Source organism: Candidatus Litorirhabdus singularis (assembly GCF_026262625.1).
Classification (GTDB): Bacteria; Pseudomonadota; Gammaproteobacteria; order Pseudomonadales; family Halieaceae; genus Litorirhabdus; species Litorirhabdus singularis.
Window position 1 is genome coordinate 121,666 of the sequence record NZ_SHNN01000005.1, and the last position, 16,592, is coordinate 138,257.

General features: G+C 54.4%; 12 protein-coding genes and 1 tRNA gene. 11 read left to right on the forward strand and 2 right to left on the reverse strand.

The genetic code is table 11. The features are described from left to right. Positions 1 to 157: 157 nt before the first annotated feature. The 11 genes from rimP to EYC98_RS19560 all read left to right on the forward strand — a co-directional run bounded on the left by rimP (position 158) and on the right by EYC98_RS19560 (position 14,324). The gene (gene rimP, locus EYC98_RS19510) at positions 158 to 613 is read left to right on the forward strand and encodes a ribosome maturation factor RimP (RefSeq protein WP_279247077.1); all 456 of its coding nucleotides are present in this window, start codon (positions 158 to 160) and stop codon (positions 611 to 613) included. Between the two features lie 47 nt (positions 614 to 660). After that, positions 661 to 2,169 (forward strand): transcription termination factor NusA, encoded by a 1,509-nt coding sequence (gene nusA, locus EYC98_RS19515; protein WP_279247078.1) that lies wholly within the window; start codon positions 661 to 663, stop codon positions 2,167 to 2,169. A 39-nt stretch (positions 2,170 to 2,208) separates the two neighbouring features. Continuing rightward, on the forward strand, positions 2,209 to 4,875 hold the full coding sequence (infB, locus tag EYC98_RS19520) for a translation initiation factor IF-2 (RefSeq protein ID WP_279247079.1): 2,667 nt from the start codon (positions 2,209 to 2,211) through the stop codon (positions 4,873 to 4,875). A 12-nt stretch (positions 4,876 to 4,887) separates the two neighbouring features. Then, positions 4,888 to 5,295, forward strand: coding sequence for a 30S ribosome-binding factor RbfA (rbfA, locus tag EYC98_RS19525; RefSeq protein WP_279247080.1), 408 nt, complete (start codon positions 4,888 to 4,890; stop codon positions 5,293 to 5,295). Next, entirely contained in the window at positions 5,295 to 6,221 is a 927-nt protein-coding gene (gene truB / locus EYC98_RS19530) for a tRNA pseudouridine(55) synthase TruB (protein ID WP_279247081.1), read from the forward strand. Before rbfA ends, truB begins: the two co-directional genes overlap by 1 nt. A gap of 95 nt (positions 6,222 to 6,316) precedes the next feature. After that, positions 6,317 to 6,586, forward strand: a complete 270-nt coding sequence (gene rpsO, locus EYC98_RS19535; protein WP_279247082.1) for a 30S ribosomal protein S15 — start codon at positions 6,317 to 6,319, stop codon at positions 6,584 to 6,586. A gap of 64 nt (positions 6,587 to 6,650) precedes the next feature. Further along, positions 6,651 to 8,795 (forward strand): polyribonucleotide nucleotidyltransferase, encoded by a 2,145-nt coding sequence (gene pnp / locus EYC98_RS19540; protein WP_279247083.1) that lies wholly within the window; start codon positions 6,651 to 6,653, stop codon positions 8,793 to 8,795. Positions 8,796 to 8,962: 167 nt separating this feature from the next. Further along, positions 8,963 to 10,903 (forward strand): hypothetical protein, encoded by a 1,941-nt coding sequence (locus tag EYC98_RS19545; protein WP_279247084.1) that lies wholly within the window; start codon positions 8,963 to 8,965, stop codon positions 10,901 to 10,903. A 2-nt stretch (positions 10,904 to 10,905) separates the two neighbouring features. Then, positions 10,906 to 12,309 carry an L-seryl-tRNA(Sec) selenium transferase gene (gene selA, locus EYC98_RS19550; RefSeq protein WP_279247085.1) on the forward strand — a complete coding sequence of 468 codons (1,404 nt, stop codon included), beginning with the start codon at positions 10,906 to 10,908 and terminating at the stop codon, positions 12,307 to 12,309. Next, positions 12,306 to 14,219 (forward strand): selenocysteine-specific translation elongation factor, encoded by a 1,914-nt coding sequence (selB, locus tag EYC98_RS19555; RefSeq protein WP_279247086.1) that lies wholly within the window; start codon positions 12,306 to 12,308, stop codon positions 14,217 to 14,219. Before selA ends, selB begins: the two co-directional genes overlap by 4 nt. A gap of 11 nt (positions 14,220 to 14,230) precedes the next feature. Continuing rightward, positions 14,231 to 14,324: transfer RNA gene (locus EYC98_RS19560), tRNA-Sec, on the forward strand. Between the two features lie 82 nt (positions 14,325 to 14,406). Here the strand turns inward: EYC98_RS19560 and EYC98_RS19565 are convergent. Both EYC98_RS19565 and EYC98_RS19570 read right to left on the reverse strand, forming a co-directional pair. Then, positions 14,407 to 15,204 (reverse strand): putative porin, encoded by a 798-nt coding sequence (locus EYC98_RS19565; protein WP_279247087.1) that lies wholly within the window; start codon positions 15,202 to 15,204, stop codon positions 14,407 to 14,409. Between the two features lie 261 nt (positions 15,205 to 15,465). Beyond that, positions 15,466 to 16,521, reverse strand: coding sequence for an alkene reductase (locus EYC98_RS19570; protein ID WP_279247088.1), 1,056 nt, complete (start codon positions 16,519 to 16,521; stop codon positions 15,466 to 15,468). Positions 16,522 to 16,592: the final 71 nt, after the last annotated feature.

The window sequence follows — 16,592 nt, forward strand, 5'->3', positions numbered from 1 at the left end:
CTTTCCTAACATGGTGGGTACCTGTTATCAGGTAGTCGGTCCGATTCCGGCACCCGCCACCAATTCAGTGTCGTTTGTACAGACACTATTTTGAGAAGCCCCTCTTTAGGGGCTTTTTATTAGGTGCGAAAAATGCATCGACGTGACAGGAGCGGCTTTGGCAGCCAGGGACGAACAGATACAAGCGTTGCTTGAGCCCTCTATAGCGGCTCTGGGTTTTGAGTTGTGGGGCTTGGAGTATTTGTCGCAGGGTCGGCATACGACACTGCGAGTCTATATAGACGGCGAGAACGGTATTAATGTGGCGGACTGCGCAGAAGTCAGTCGCCAGGTCAGTAGTATTCTCGACGTAGAAGACCCTATCACCGGCGAGTACACGCTGGAGGTGTCTTCTCCCGGAGTAGACCGGTTGTTGTTTCAACTGGATCAGTACACGGGTTATATCGGCGAGTGGATTGAAATTCGCTTGCGCGCACCTTTCGAGGGGCGGCGCAAGTTTAAGGGTACGTTAAAGGGGATAGAGGGCGAGGAGATCGTGGTACAGGTTGATAACCACGAGTTTTTACTTCCGTTCACATCTATAGATAAAGCGCAGGTAAAACCGCGCGTCTGATCGATACAGGTTTACCGGTGGTACCGGTTACAACGAGCGAGACCAGGATGACCAAAGAAATATTGTTAGTAGCAGAAGCCGTATCTGCCGAGAAAGGTGTTTCGGAAGAAATTATCTTTGAGGCGATTGAATTGGCCTTGGCCAGTGCCGCCAAAAAGCGATATGACGAGGAAGCTGATATAGAAGTGACTATCGATCGCGAGACCGGTGATTACACTTCGGTGCGTCGCTGGTTGGTTGTAGCTGATGACGAGATGGCGTTGCTGGGCACTCAGTTCACCACAGAGGAAGCCGCTGAAGTCAGTGCCGACCTGAATATTGGTGATGTGCACGAAGAGCAGATAGAAAACGTAGAGTTTGGCCGCATCGCCGCGCAGACCGCCAAGCAGGTTATTGTGCAGCGAGTGCGTGAAGCAGAGCGCGCGCAAGTAGTCGAAGAGTATGAGAGCCGCGTTGGAGAATTGGTCGCTGGTAGTGTTAAGAAGGTCACCCGTGACAATGTGATTGTCGACCTTGGCAATAATGCAGAAGGCCTGTTGCCACGCGAGCAGCTGGTAGGGCGTGAGACGTTTCGTGTTAACGATCGGGTGCGGGCTATCTTGCAGGAAATAAGCGAGGAAACTCGTGGGCCACAGTTGATTCTGAGCCGAGCCTGTCCAGAGATGCTGATCGAACTGTTCAAAATTGAAGTGCCGGAGATCTCCGAGGAAGTTATTGAGATCCGTGCTGCCGCCCGGGACCCGGGTTCGCGCGCCAAGATTGCTGTAAAGACCAACGATGGGCGTATTGACCCTGTAGGCGCCTGCGTAGGTATGCGCGGTTCACGTGTGCAAGCGGTGTCGAATGAATTGGATAACGAGCGTGTAGATATCGTGCTGTGGGACGACAACCCCGCGCAGCTGGTTATTAACGCTATGTCTCCGGCTGAGGTTGAATCCATTGTAGTGGATGAAGACAGCGGAACCATGGACGTGGCAGTTAACAGTGAAAACCTGGCGCAGGCGATTGGCCGTAGTGGCCAGAACGTGCGTTTGGCCAGTGAGCTGAGTGGCTGGTCGATCAATGTGATGAGTCTTGAAGAGGCCGCCGACAAGCACGAGCAAGAAGCCGGCGCGGTTGTCAATGTTTTCATGGACAACCTCGACGTTGATGAAGACGTGGCTGAAATCCTGGTAGAAGAGGGGTTCACCACACTGGAAGAAGTCGCCTATGTGCCGTTGGAAGAGATGTCCAACATTGACGGCTTTGACGAAGATATTGCGGGCGAGTTACGCGCCCGTGCCAAGGACGCATTGCTGACAGCAGCAATTGCGACCGAGGAACAGCTGGGCGACAACGTGCCGGCAGAAGACCTTTTGACTATGGAAGGCATGGATCGTCAACTGGCTTATGTGCTGGCCAGTAAAGATATCGTCACCATGGAAGATCTGGCCGAGCAGGGTGTCGATGACCTGCTGGATATAGAAGGTATGACAGAAGAGCGAGCGGGCGAGTTGATTATGACTGCCCGCGCACCCTGGTTTGCGGAGGCGGAAGCCGAAACCGCAACAGAGTAGTAATAACGCTAATAACCAGGGTAGAAAGGAGAATATTGCATGGCGCAAGTCACAGTTCAGCAGCTTGCCGAGGTTGTCGGAGCGTCGGTTGATCGTCTGTTAACTCAGATGAAAGATGCCGGTCTGCCTCACCTCAAAGCGGAGCAGGTAGTGTCCGACGAAGACAAGCAGACATTGCTGGCCTATTTAAAGCGCAGTCATGGCGAAGACAATGAAAGTGATGCGCCCAAGCGTATCGTGCTCAAGCGCAAAACAGTAAGCACTCTGAAAGCATCAGGCTCCCAGAGTAAGAGAACGGTGAACGTGGAAGTGCGGAAAAAACGCACTTATATCAAACGCGATGCTGAAGACGCCACCGATGAAGAAGTACTGGAAGCGGTTGTAGAAGAGACGCCGGTTGTCGAGCCCGAGATTGTTGCAGAGGCTGAGCCCGTTGTTGAGGCGGAAGAGGTTGCCGAGGTAGAAGCAGAGCCAGAAGCGGCTAAAGCACCCGAACGTGACCTCGATGCACCGATAGATCGAGCAAATCTCGATCCTGAAGAGATTCGACAGCTTGCTGCACTGAAGCGCCAGCGCCGTGAGGCGGATGAAAAATTAGAGCGCGAGGCCTCAGCGGCGGCGCGCAAGGCTGAAAAAGCTGCTGAAGCCCGCAAACTGGCGGAAGTCGCAAAAGTTCCCGAGGAAACCGAGACCAAGAGCCGCGAGATTCGGCCCAAGCGTTTGCACGATGCACCCAAGGCAGCAGAGCCTGAGCGCAAGAAGAAAGCGGGTCGTGGTGAGCGACCTGGCTCACAGGGTCGCGGCAAGCAGCGCGGACATAATCTGTCTTTGAATCAGATAGAAGCTGCCGACGGCGGCACTATGCGGCGCCGTGGTGGACGCAAAAAGAACATCTCCAAGACTCACGAAGAACATGGGCGGCATGGTTTTGAAATGCCTACAGAGCAGAAGAAAGCAGAAGTTGCACTGGGCGATGCGATATCTGTAGGTGATCTGGCTGTGCAAATGTCGGTTAAGGCCGGTGAAATCATCAAGGAATTGATGAAGCTGGGCGTCATGGCAAACATCAACCAGATGATTGATCAGGACACAGCTATCTTAGTTGTGGAAGAGCTTGGACACGGCTATCGCACGGTCAGTGATGACGCGCTGGAAGACGAGTTGGTAGAAACTCTGGCACTGCACGAAGGTAGCGGGGAGCCGCGCGCGCCGGTGGTTACTGTGATGGGTCACGTCGACCACGGTAAGACATCGTTGCTGGACTATATTCGCAAGGCTCAGGTTGCCGAAGGCGAGGCCGGAGGTATAACCCAGCATATTGGTGCCTACCACGTAGAAACCGACCACGGCATGATTTCCTTTTTGGATACACCGGGGCACGCGGCGTTTACTGCCATGCGTGCTCGTGGCGCCAAGAGTACTGATATTGTGATTTTGGTGGTGGCTGCCGATGACGGCGTAATGCCGCAGACTGAAGAGGCCGTGCTCCATGCGCGTGCAGCACAGGTTCCTTTGATTGTAGCCGTCAACAAGATGGACAAAGAAGGTGCAGATCCGGATCGGGTACGTAACGAACTGGCTGCCAAAGACGTTATTCCTGAAGAGTGGGGCGGCGAAACGCAGTTTGTAAACGTCTCCGCGCAAACCGGTGATGGTGTTACAGAATTACTGGATGCGGTTCTCCTGCAGTCAGAGTTACTGGAGCTGCAAGCTCCACGCGATGTCCCGGCTCAAGGTATTGTGATCGAGTCGCGTCTGGATAAAGGCCGCGGAGCCGTAGCATCATTGTTGGTTCAAAGCGGTACCTTACGCCAAGGTGATATCGTATTGGCAGGTCTGCAGGCTGGCCGTGTACGGGCGATGCTCGACGAAAACGGTAAGCCGATAGCAGAAGCAGGGCCCTCTATTCCCGTTGAGATACTCGGTCTGGATGGCACTCCCGATGCCGGCGACCCGTTCGCTGTAGTTGAGAGTGAAAAGCGGGCACGCGAGATTGCAGAAGCGCGTCAGCTGAAACTCAGAGATAGCAAGTTGCAGCGCCAGCAAGCGGCCAAGCTCGACAATATGTTCGAGAGTATGACCGCAGGTGATAAGCAATCGCTTAACGTGGTGGTGAAGGCGGACGTACGTGGCTCGCTGGAAGCTATTCAATCTGCGTTGCTTGATCTGGGTAACGATGAGGTCAAGGTGAATATTGTCAGTGGTGGTGTTGGCGGTATAGCCGAGACCGACGTAACACTGGCACTGACCACCGAAGCAGTTATCTTTGGCTTTAATGTGCGAGCCGACAATGCGGCGCGCAAGTTGGTCGAAGACGAAGGCTTGGATATGCGTTACTACAACGTTATCTATAACCTGATTGATGACGTCAAGGCGGCACTGGTGGGCATGTTGGCACCGGAGCTACGCGAAGAAATTGTTGGCATCGCGGAAGTGCGCGACGTGTTCAGCTCGCCCAAGTTTGGCCAAATTGCAGGTTGCATGGTCACCGAGGGCACTGTGTATCGCAGCAAGCCGATTCGGGTGTTGCGCGAGAACGTGGTTATCTACGAAGGTGAATTGGAATCACTGCGTCGTTTCAAAGATGACGCCAGTGAAGTTCGCAGCGGTACCGAGTGTGGTATTGGCGTTAAGAACTACACTGACGTGAAGGCCGGTGACTTGATCGAAGTGTATGAAGTCAAGGAGATCGCCCGTACCCTTTAAGGGGCGGTTGCCATGGCCAGGGAATTTCAACGATCTGATAGGGTATCCGACTTCTTGCGCAAGGAGTTGGCAAGCCTGTTGCAATTGGAATTACGTGACCCGCGGGTCGGCATGGTGAGTATTACAAGTGTGGACGTCAGTCGAGACTTGGCTTATGCACGCGTGTATTGCACCGTGCTGGGTAAGGATGATGTCGAGGCGGCTGAAGAATCTTTGGCTGCGCTGAACAAGGCAGCGGGTTTTTTGCGAACGCGACTATCCAAGGGCAGTAAAATGCGCACCGTGCCGCAGTTGCGTTTTCTGTTTGATAGCAGTGTAGGCCGCGGTGCCTATATGGAAGAACTGATCGGTAAGGCCGTTGCTGCAGACTCAGATATGGACGAAGACACCGACAGCCAGACACCGGAAGGCGAGGTCTAGTGGGCCGTCGCAATAAGGGTAGGCCTGTTAACGGTATTCTAGTGCTGGACAAACCACTGGGCGTTAGCTCGAACCGTGCGCTGCAAACTGCCAAACACCTCTATTTTGCGGCTAAGGCCGGACATACCGGTAGTCTTGATCCGCTGGCCACCGGGGTTTTACCGCTGTGTTTTGGTGAGGCGACCAAGTTTTCCCAGTACCTGTTAGATGCCGATAAGACCTATCTGAGCACGTTTCAGTTGGGTGCGACCACAGCCACCGGCGACAGCGAAGGTGAGGTGGTTGCAGAGCAGGATGCCAGCTTTGTTACCGAGGCCATGGTGGCTGAGGCAATAGGGCCATTTCGTGGGCCGATAGAGCAAATTCCGCCCATGTACTCGGCACTGAAGCACCAAGGGCAGCCATTGTACAAATTGGCTAGAGCGGGGCAGGAAGTCGAACGCAAAGCTCGTGCTGTTACTATTTATGAATATGAGTTATTAGCCTTCAGACCCGGGCCACGGCCTCAGGTAGATGTTAAAATTGCCTGCAGCAAAGGCACCTATATTCGCTCTCTGGCAGAAGACCTTGGAGCGGCATTGGCGTGCGGTGGGCATGTGAGTGCGCTGCGCAGGATTCAGGCAGGGCCGTTTGGCATTGAAGATGCCTATACCATGACTGCTCTGGAACAGCTCAAAGAAGAAGATGCGTATACCAATATGGATGCGCTGTTGCTGCCCTCGGATGCAGCGCTGGGTGCATTACCCATGGTCAGATTGACCGAATCCGGAGGATTTTATATACGCCAGGGACAACCGGTCCAGGTGCCGCTAGCCCCCGTTAGTGGGTTGGTAAGAGTAGGTTTGGAGACCGGTGAATTTTTAGGTGTAGGAGAAATATTAGACGATGGGCGCGTGGCGCCGCGTCGACTGATAGTCAGCCAGTAGGGCTGACGCGAACCTGTCTGTAAATATGCACGGGCAGGCTCTTTTGACGTAACGGCGGTGATAACCGTCAAAGGCATATTAGCTAGGAGATTAACATGGCACTTAGTGCAACTGTAAAAGCAGAAATCGTAAAAGACTACCAACTTGCCGAGGGAGACACTGGTTCTCCTGAAGTTCAGGTCGCTTTATTGACAGCGAATATCAATGAGCTGCAAGGACACTTTTCATCTCACAAGCATGACCATCACTCGCGTCGCGGGCTGATTCGTATGGTCAACCAGCGTCGTAAATTGCTGGATTATCTGAAGCGCAAAGACGCTGCACGCTACGGTGAGCTGATCAAGAGACTTGGCTTACGTCGCTAAAAATTGGCCGGGCGGCCGCCAACTGCGGTAGCCCGGTTTTACTGTCTGAAATTGGAGAAAAATTGTGAATCCCGTAACAAAAACTTTCAAGTACGGTGACCAAACGGTCACACTAGAAACGGGGCGTATCGCACGGCAGGCAACTGGTTCTGTGCTGGTCACGGTAGAAAACACTTCGGTACTGGTTACTGTTGTTGCCGAAAGATCTTCTAAGCCCGGTCAGCCCTTCTTCCCACTGGGTGTGCACTACATTGAGAAAGCCTATGCCGTTGGTAAGATACCCGGTGGCTTTTTCAAGCGTGAAGCACGTCCTTCTGAGAAAGAAACACTGACGTCGCGTTTGATTGATCGCCCGATCCGTCCACTGTTCCCTAATGACTTCATGAACGAAGTGCAGGTTGTTTGTACCGTGATGTCAGCGGACAAGCACATTGATCCTGATATCGTCGCCATGATTGGAACCTCTGCCGCGTTGGCAATTTCTGGTGTTCCGTTCAATGGTCCTATCGGTGGCGCTCGTGTCGGTTATACCGAAGCACAGGGCTACATGCTGAACCCAACCTATGCGCAGCTGGCTGAAAGCAAGCTGGATATGATCGTTGCCGGTACCAAGGACGCGGTACTGATGGTTGAGTCGCAGGCGCAGGAGCTGAGCGAAGATCAAATGCTGGGCGCTGTGCTGTTTGCTCACCAAGAGATGCAGACCGTTATTCAGGCCATTACTGAGCTCGCTGCTGAAGCCGGCAAGCCCGCATGGGAATGGGAAGCACCTGTTGTGGATGCTGAGCTGTTGGCTAAAGTAGAAGCCAGCATCAAGGCGCCTTTAGGTGAGGCTTATCGCATCACCGAGAAGGCTGAGCGTTACGCTAACGTCAGTGCCCTGAAAAAGCAGGTTGTTGCGGAGTTGTGTGTCGGCGACGATGCGCCTGATGCAGATGATGTTAAAGACCTGTTCAAGAAAGTTGAAAAAGATCTGGTCCGCAAGCGCATTCTCGCTGGCGAGCCGCGTATCGACGGTCGTGATACCCGCACTGTGCGTGCTATCGCCTGTGAAGTTGATATCCTGTCAAAAGCACACGGTTCTGCGTTGTTCACCCGTGGTGAGACTCAGGCTATTGGCGCTGTGACATTGGGTTCTACCCGTGATTCACAGATCATTGACGCACTGGAAGGCGAGCGTCGTGATCCGTTTATGCTGCACTACAACTTCCCTCCCTACTCAGTAGGTGAGGCCGGTCGTATTGGCTTCACCAACCGTCGTGAGATTGGTCACGGTCGTTTGGCGCGTCGCGGTCTGGCGGCAGTGCTGCCTAACTCTGATGACTGGCCTTATACAACACGTGTTGTATCAGAAATTACTGAGTCTAACGGTTCCAGCTCTATGGCCAGCGTCTGTGTTGGTTCCATGGCAATGATGGCAGCGGGCGTACCTCTGTCAGCGCCGGTAGCTGGAATAGCCATGGGTCTGGTTAAGGACGGCAACCAGTTTGCAGTTCTGACTGATATCCTCGGTGATGAAGATCACTTGGGTGACATGGACTTTAAAGTCGCTGGTACTGCTGAAGGTGTTACCGCACTGCAAATGGATATCAAGATTGAAGGTATCAATGAGCAGATCATGGATATTGCTCTGGAACAGGCACTGCAGGCTCGCTTGCACATTCTGGGTCAGATGAATGAAGTGATTTCAACGCACCGCGTTGAAGTGAACGCCAATGCGCCTAGCATGATGACTCTGAAGGTCGATTCCGACAAGATCCGCGACATCATCGGCAAGGGCGGCGCAACTATCCGTTCTATCACCGAAGAGACTGGCGCTACTATCGATATTGATGATGACGGCACAGTGCGTATCTTTGGCCAGAATCAGGCAGATCGTGATGCAGCCGTTGCCAAGGTTGAAGAAATCACCGCTGAAGCTGAAGTGGGTGCTGTCTACACCGGCACCGTGGCTCGCATCGTTGATTTTGGCGCCTTCATCAATATTCTGCCCGGCAAAGATGGTCTGGTGCACATCTCGCAGATTGCCGCAGAACGTGTTGAGAACGTAACCGACTACTTGAGCGAAGGCCAGGAAATACAGGTTAAAGTCCTCGACGTCGATCAGCGTGGTCGTATCAAGCTGAGTATCAAAGAGCTGCTGGAAGATCAGGCAGCAGAAGCCAAGGAAGCTGCTCCGGCAGCCGCTGAGGAAGCTGCGCAGGACTAATTCTTTAGTCTGCATAGTGACCGGTGTTTTGGTACCGGTCACACCTTTAAAGGGGCCTTCGGGCCTCTTTTTTGTGCGCGATTGGGCGTGCGGGCAGTGTTCTGTCGCCTATTTTTTGCCTTATTTGCGGGACCGGTGTATTCAAGGCTTTGTTGGTGGCGCTAGTTATGGCACTCTTTCGGGCCAAGGAGTTTTACATGATGTTTTTTGCCCGCAATACAACCCTGTTTCTTATCGCTATCACGCTCATCGGCTGCGATAGCGACAATGACAACAATTTTATTGATGGAGGCTCTGAGCCGCCAGAACTGATGCAGGAAACGCTGACCCTGCCCAGCGCCGCGCAGCCGGCATTTACGCCAGGTAGTCCGGGTGTAGTGGTCACCAATCCTGCATTGCTGGAGCAGTTTGGCTCCAATAATTTCAGCCTGAACAATGCCGTCTATACCCGCTATTCACTGTCTGACCAGGACACCTCACAACCCGATGCCATTTTGGTGCTAGTGCCCGGATTTGAAGGTGGCGCTGCCAATTTTTCCAAGTTGGCAGAGAATCTTATGCTTCGGGCCCAAGCCGATACTGGCCAGGTGTTTGAAGTATGGGCGGTGGACCGGCGCAGTAATCAGCTGGAGGACCTGGCGGGTTTCAACATTGCTGAGCGTGAACAAGACGCGTCCATCGGCTTGAACTTCCTGTTTGGGGAGGAACTGGGTATGCCGCTGGAAGGACCACTGCAGGATGAGCTTGGACGCCGTGCGATTATCTATAACAGTAGTGATGACCTCGCCTTTTTTGCACAGTGGACTGAGCTGACGCATTCGCAGGATATCGATGCGGTGGTAGAGGCGGCCCGTGACCGCGCGGCTAATAACAACGTGTTTCTGGGCGGACATTCTGCGGGTACTGGTTATGCGGCGCGCTATGCAGCAACTGATCTTGATCTAACGCCAGCTGCTGTGGTCCCAGGCTACGCTAAACTGCGCGGACTGGTCATGTTTGATGGTGGTGGCGGCCGACTCGGTGAGGTCCCCAGTGAAGCTCTGTTAGACAGTATTGAGGCTCGCTTTGATGGTGGTCTCTATGGCGCCGTGCGCGATCAGGCACCGCGCTGTATTGATGGCTTAACCGCCTGCACGGTCGACACTGAGTCCACTGATTGTGGGGCGTTTGCTAACACCAGCTGCACTGAGAGCACCACCGCTTACACCGTATTGTCGAGCCTGCTACCGACCGAGGTGTTTGCCGCTTCGTCAGTCTCTGCCCTGGATGCCGCGATTAACGGCGACGGTGTGATATCCATTCTACAGGCGGACCAGGGCGGTATCCCTGGCAATAACGCTATCGAACAAATTTCGGCGTTGGCTGGTTTGCAATTGCTGCTGGGTTCAGAGCCAGCCAGTTCAACATCCCTAATGGGAAACTTTCTGGATGATGACGGCTTGCCGGCGGGTATTTTCCCTTTCCTGGCAGTCTCTGTGGGCGCCCCTGGCCCCGCGGATAACGGTGTGAACACCTGGCTTGGTATAGATCAGGAGCTGCCAGCCGAATCCACTCCGGACAACGGTCCCGCGCCTACCGACCTTGCGGCCAGTGCGGTGTGGGGTGTAGAGGCGGAGGTCACCGATCTTGTTAATGACATACTACCGCAGTTCTATGCTGGCGATACCAATTTTACCGACTGGTATTACCCCGCATCTGGATTATCGGTAACCTCCGGACTGGGGCTGGACAGCAGCGCTCTGTCGGCACCGCCGCCGGTCGGAAGAGGGCGTAGTGATATTGCTAACCGGACCCAGGCCAGCAATGTGGATATCCCGGTCATCAGCTTTGGCGGCAGCAACGGTTTGTTGCCGGTATCCGGCGGCATGTTGGGCTACGCTGAAACGCTGGCTGCTTGCGCAGCGCCTGCCTGTGACAGCCTGACACCCAGGGTCATCGATACCGAGCAGCCCAGCACTGCGTTTCCGACATTCGGTGATGCCAGTGGTGGTTTTGAAGTTGTGATCGCCGAGGGCTATTCCCATTTGGATGTCATTACCGCCGTAGACGATGAAACCAACCCCATTATTGAGGCGTTGCTAGTCTTTATGCAGCGGCATTTGCAGTAGTTATGGCAGCAGACGCCGACAACCCGCAACGGCGAGTGCCGTCGGTGGATGCCATGCTGAAGCCATTGGCAGGCGCAGTCAGTCGCTGGGGGCATGGGCAAGTGGCTGAGCAGGTGCGCAGCGTACTGTCCCAGCTGCGGGCAGAGATTAGCGGCGGTGCTTCTCCTGGCGTTGATCTGCCGAGCCTCTGTGCACAGGTTGAAGCCGCTCTGGAAGCGCGTGAGGTAGCCTCGCTGAGGCCCGTGCTGAATCTAACCGGTACCGTGTTACACACCAATCTTGGGCGCGCCAGCCTGCCAGCGCAGGCAATTGCGGCAGTTGCCAAGGTAGCGGGTACGCCCAGTAATCTGGAATTTGATCTGGACAGCGGCCAGCGCGGTAAGCGTGACTCGCATGTTGAAGGGTTAATTTGTGAGTTGACCGGGGCAGAAGCCGCGACGGTGGTGAACAATAATGCCGCGGCGGTATTACTGGTGCTTAACACTTTGGCGATGAATCGCGAGGTGCCGGTTTCACGTGGGGAACTGGTTGAGATTGGCGGCTCGTTTCGTATTCCCGAGGTTATGCAGCGCTCTAATTGCACGCTGGTCGAAGTGGGTGCCACCAACCGCACCCACCTGAAAGACTTTCGGCAGGCGATATCAGAACACACCGCGCTGCTAATGAAAGTACACACCAGTAATTTTCGGGTGGAAGGTTTTACTAGTGTCGTGGACGAGAGCGAACTGGCCCAGTTGGCGCACGAGCATGATTTGCCGCTGGTGGTAGATTTGGGTAGCGGCAGTCTGGTTGATTTTGCGGCGCTCGGCTTGCCAGATGAACCCACCGCAGCGCAATCAATCGCCAATGGGGTGGATATCATTACCTTCAGCGGCGACAAATTGCTGGGTGGCCCACAAAGTGGCCTGATTGCTGGCCGCCGTGATCTGATTGAGCAGATTAATGCCAACCCGTTAAAGCGTGCGCTGCGATTGGACAAAATGACGTTAGCGGCGCTGGCAGAAGTGCTAAAACTGTATCGCAATCCGCAGACACTGCTGCAAGAGCTGCCGACGCTGCGTCAGTTGACGCGACCACTGGCGGATATTCAGGAGCAGGCACGGCGATTACAGTCTGCCGTAGCAGCACTGATGGGTCCTGTGTTTGAAGTGAGTGTGACCGATTGTGCCAGCCAGATTGGCAGCGGCGCCTTGCCCGTGGAGAATATTCCCAGCGCCGCGTTGCGGATAACCCCTTGTGACGCCGAGGAAGCTCGCCTGCGCGAACTCAGTAGCAGCTTACGTCATCTCCCGCTTCCTATTGTTGGCCGCCTGCACAAGGGCAGCCTATGGCTGGACCTGCGTTGTTTATCGGCAGATGCGGATTTGCTCGATGCATTGCAGCCACTGGCGGAGCCTTCGGCTTGATCGTCGCCACTGCCGGGCATGTAGACCATGGCAAAACCTCACTGATTAAACACCTGACCGGAGTCGATACCGACCGTCTGGAAGAAGAGAAACGTCGCGGCCTGTCGATTAACCTGGGCTATGCCTATCGCAAAGTGGCAGGGTGCAGTCCCATTGGTTTTGTTGATGTGCCGGGCCACACGCGCTTTATCAATACTATGATAGCCGGCGTTAACGGTATTGATCTTGGGCTGTTGGTTGTAGCGGCGGATGACGGCATTATGCCGCAAACGCGCGAGCACCTGGATGTGCTGCGATTGCTTGGGGTTGATGACTACGTATTGGTAATCACTAAAATTGACCGGGTCGAGCCACAGCGGGTAGCGGAAGTCAGCAAGGCCGCGCGAGCTTTGCTACATAGTGAGAATCTCAGCGTTTTCCCCGTGAGTAATACCGCGGGCACTGGTATCAGTGAGTTACTGGAACATCTCGAAAAGCGAGCTCAAGCCTGTGTACAACGTAGTCGCGAAGGCCTGTTCAGACTCTCTGTAGATCGTGTGTTTACCCTGAAGGGGACCGGTCTGGTGGTAACCGGGACTGCGACAGCGGGTTCCGTTGCGGTAGGAGAAACGTTGCGCTTGTTGCCTGCCGATAAGCTACTGCGGGTGCGCAGTTTGCATGTGCAGGATGAAGTTGCTGAGATTGCGGGCGCCGGTGAGCGCTGCGCCCTCAACCTGGTTGGTGATGTCGATAAAAACGATATAGAACGTGGCGACTGGTTAGTAGCGCCATCGGCGGCGCCACCCACCCAGCGCTTTGATGCCCGTGTAGAACTATTAGTTAGCGCCCCTTTTGCTCTACGGCACCTGCTGCCGGTTAAATTGCACCTGGGTGCCAAACGTATCGCGGCAAGAATATACCTGTTGGAGGAGGGCGTTAGTCGACTGCAGCCGGGGCAATCACAGCGGGTACAGTTAATTCTGGATCAGCCTGCTTGTTGCAGCCATGGTGACCGCTTTCTGCTGCGCGACGACAGTGAAAGTATCACCCTGGGTGGCGGCACGGTACTTGACCCGCATGCGCCACAGCGTGGCAAATCGGCTCCAGAGCGGCAGCGTTGGTTGCAGGCGTTGGAGGCAGAGTCGGCAGCACAGGCACTGCATAGTCTGGTACTGGAACAGAATCGCTTGGTCGATCTTGGTCAGTTTGCACAGAGCTGGAATCTGGGTCCGGCGGAGCAGGCGGCGCTGACCACAGAGATGATGCAGTCGTTGTCGGTAGAGCGCACTGATTATGTCGTATCGCGCTCACGCTGGCAGGCCGCTGAGCAGCGTTTACAAGCGTTCCTGGAAACCTGGCACCAACAACAGCCAGGGCAGGGTGGTATTCCGGCACGCCAGTTAGAGGCGACACTGGCAACAGAAATTGAGCCCGCCTTATTACAAGCATTGCTTGCGGCCGGTTTGGCGGCCAGCAGCCTCCAACTGCGCGATGGGTTGATTGGCCTGTCGGCGCTGCAGTCTACACAAGCGTCTGCCGCAGATGAGCGCTGGCAGCAATATCAGCAACTATTGCAGCAGCGCGGCAAAGATATTCCGCTACTGTCAGAGGTGATGACCGCTACCGGCTGGGATAAAAAACGCGCTGAGACGGTGGCGCGTAATGCTACCCGCGCGGGCCAGCTGCACCAACTCACTGAGAGCCGCTTTGCCGAGCCGGCTTTGCTCACGAAATTAGCCGCCATGATCACCGCCATCAGTGAAAGTGGTGAGGCTATTACAGTGGTCGCTTTCAAAACCCGTATGGGTACTGGTCGCAAGATAGCGATTGAAGTGCTGGAGTACTTTGATCGAGTGGGTTTTACGGCGCGCAGAGACAATGAACGTGTTGTGGTAGACACAGACCTTCCTGCGAGGCTGTTTAAAGGCTAAACTTTTACTTCGGAAGAGCGATGTCCCTGGTGGGGCGCCTGGTCTTCAAAACCAGTGAGGTGCCGAATGTGTGCCTGGTGGGTTCGACTCCTACCTCTTCCGCCATTTTCCAATGCAGCCATCTGCTCAAGAGACAGGCATAAAAAAAGGCGGGTAAAACCCGCCTTTTTCGTATTACAACTAAAGCTTAGAAACGAGCCGTGAGGCCAATGCTCCAGATGCTGTTGTCGTCACCCTTGTCAGGTGCGCTAACAGTGTAGCCAGCGTTTACAGCGATCATGCTGCTGAAGAAGTACTCACCACGAACGCCGTAGACCCAAGCCTTGGCAAAATCGTCGTCAGACGATACGTAGCCCAGAACGCCGCCAATGCTGGCGTTTTCGTTCAAGTAGTAATCAGCTGCGCCGGTCAGGCCGTAAGCTTTCTTGCCACCTTTAGGATCGCTGTAGTCAAAGTCAGCTTCCAGGTTGATGCTGTCATTGAGCAGAGTCTTGTAGCCGACAGACCAGATATCATCTTCAAAGTCGATTTTGTCGTCTTCAGTGCTCACATAGCCCAAAGAGATGGTAGAAGTATCGTTCAGGTAGTAACCAATGCCCAGGCCAAATACCTCGGTATCGGAAACATTGTCGATATCACTAGCGGCGTAGTCAGCTTCCAGGATGATGCCGTTACCAGTTACAAAACGACCGCCGAGGGTCCAGATGTCGCCATCTTCGTCAATGATGCCGGCGTCGAGGTTGGTGCGACCGTAACCGAGGTGGATATCGGAAGACTTGTTCAGGAAGGCTGCTTCAGCTTTGGGGCCCATGCTGTCATCAACTGGGGCAAGGTAAAACGTGCCGCCGATGGCATAGGTTTCTAGGTCAGCATTTTTGTTGACTTCATTTGCCAGAAAATCAGCGTCGACTTCAAAACGATAGTCATTGGCCACAGCAGTTGTGGATACAGCGGCAACAGTAGCCGCAAGCAATAATTTCTTCATTGTTAACTCCTAAGGTATGGGTAGCCGGTTACTATGGATAACCGAGCGCGCATAATACTCACCATGTGGTAAAAACATAGTAAGAATTACCCTTTAGAAGGCGTTGACAGGGTGGTCACAATATGGATATGTGTTCGGTGAGTATATCGCCCTAAACTGGTGCTTTTGCATGACTGTGGGGCGGATTGGCTGAATAATGACCAATTCAGGCTCTAATACTGGCGCGCTGTCCTGGCCAAGATTGTTAGCCCCGGCCGTTGTTTAGCCGCTGTAGTTGGTATATTCACTGTAGCCGTCCGTAGTATTGGTATACAGGGTGGCCTGATCTGGTTCAGCCATGGGCAGGTCGTCGTGCAAGCGCTTTACCAGGTCCGGGTTGGCAATATAAAGAGTGGCAAAGGAGACTGCCGCCGCGCCGCGTTCTGCAATAGCCTTATCGCCGCTGATACGATTATAGCCGCCATTGATGATAAACGGACCACTGAAAAACTCCTGCACCATGGCATACACGTCGAGTGGGCTGGCGCGCATCAGATGCAGGTAGGCCAGTTGCATCGGATCAATCGCGCTGAGCAGGCCTTCGAAGGTTTCCTTGGGGTCAGGGTCCTTGACGTCATTGAACGGGAACCCGGGACAGATGCGAATGCCCACGCGGTCAGCACCGTCCACACTGGCCATTGCTTGCAGAGTTTCTACCACAAAGCGCAGCCGGTTCTCTAATGACCCACCATAGTGATCACTGCGCTGGTTGCTGCCGGGTGACATAAACTGGGCCGGCAGGTAACCACTGGTTGCGTGTAGTTCCACACCGTCGAAGCCGGCCGCATAGGCGTTGTGAGTAGCCTGTCGGTATTCTTCTATCACCTGCGGAATCTCATCGCTGTGCAGCGCCCGTGGAGCACTGAATGGTTTCATGCCGGCTTCGGTAAACACTTCTCCCTCTGCGCCAATAGCTGACGGCGCCACGGTTTCCGCTGTTGTGCTTTTGTTGTCTGCGTGAGAACAGCGACCGCAGTGCATAATCTGCAAAACCATTTTGCCACCTTCAGCGCGCACCGCAGCGGTAATTTCGCCCCAGGCGTCTATTTGCTGCTGATTGACGATACCAGGCGTGCGGCAGTAACCCTTGCCGTTTTCAGAAGGATAGGTGCCTTCAGCAATAATGAGTCCGGCGCTGGCCCGTTGACGATAATAGTCGAGCATCATCGGCGTGGGGTTACCAGCTGCGTCAGCGCGGCTGCGAGTCATGGGGGCCATGATGATGCGGTTGTTGACTTTGATACGTCCCAGCTGCCCGCTGCTAAACAAATTACTCATGGTCTCTCCTTGAGCGCCAATCTCTTCTGGCGCGTAACTCAGTGTTATTAAGGGTCGTCAGGCTACGTCGC

Coding starts and splice junctions, on each gene's coding strand:
- nusA (WP_279247078.1), top strand. CDS start 661: ATGACCAAAGAAATATTGTTAGTAGCAGAAGCCGTATCTGCCGAGAAA.
- infB (WP_279247079.1), top strand. CDS start 2,209: ATGGCGCAAGTCACAGTTCAGCAGCTTGCCGAGGTTGTCGGAGCGTCG.
- rbfA (WP_279247080.1), top strand. CDS start 4,888: ATGGCCAGGGAATTTCAACGATCTGATAGGGTATCCGACTTCTTGCGC.
- rpsO (WP_279247082.1), top strand. CDS start 6,317: ATGGCACTTAGTGCAACTGTAAAAGCAGAAATCGTAAAAGACTACCAA.
- EYC98_RS19545 (WP_279247084.1), top strand. CDS start 8,963: ATGGCACTCTTTCGGGCCAAGGAGTTTTACATGATGTTTTTTGCCCGC.
- selA (WP_279247085.1), top strand. CDS start 10,906: ATGGCAGCAGACGCCGACAACCCGCAACGGCGAGTGCCGTCGGTGGAT.
- EYC98_RS19565 (WP_279247087.1), bottom strand. CDS start 15,204: ATGAAGAAATTATTGCTTGCGGCTACTGTTGCCGCTGTATCCACAACT.
- EYC98_RS19570 (WP_279247088.1), bottom strand. CDS start 16,521: ATGAGTAATTTGTTTAGCAGCGGGCAGCTGGGACGTATCAAAGTCAAC.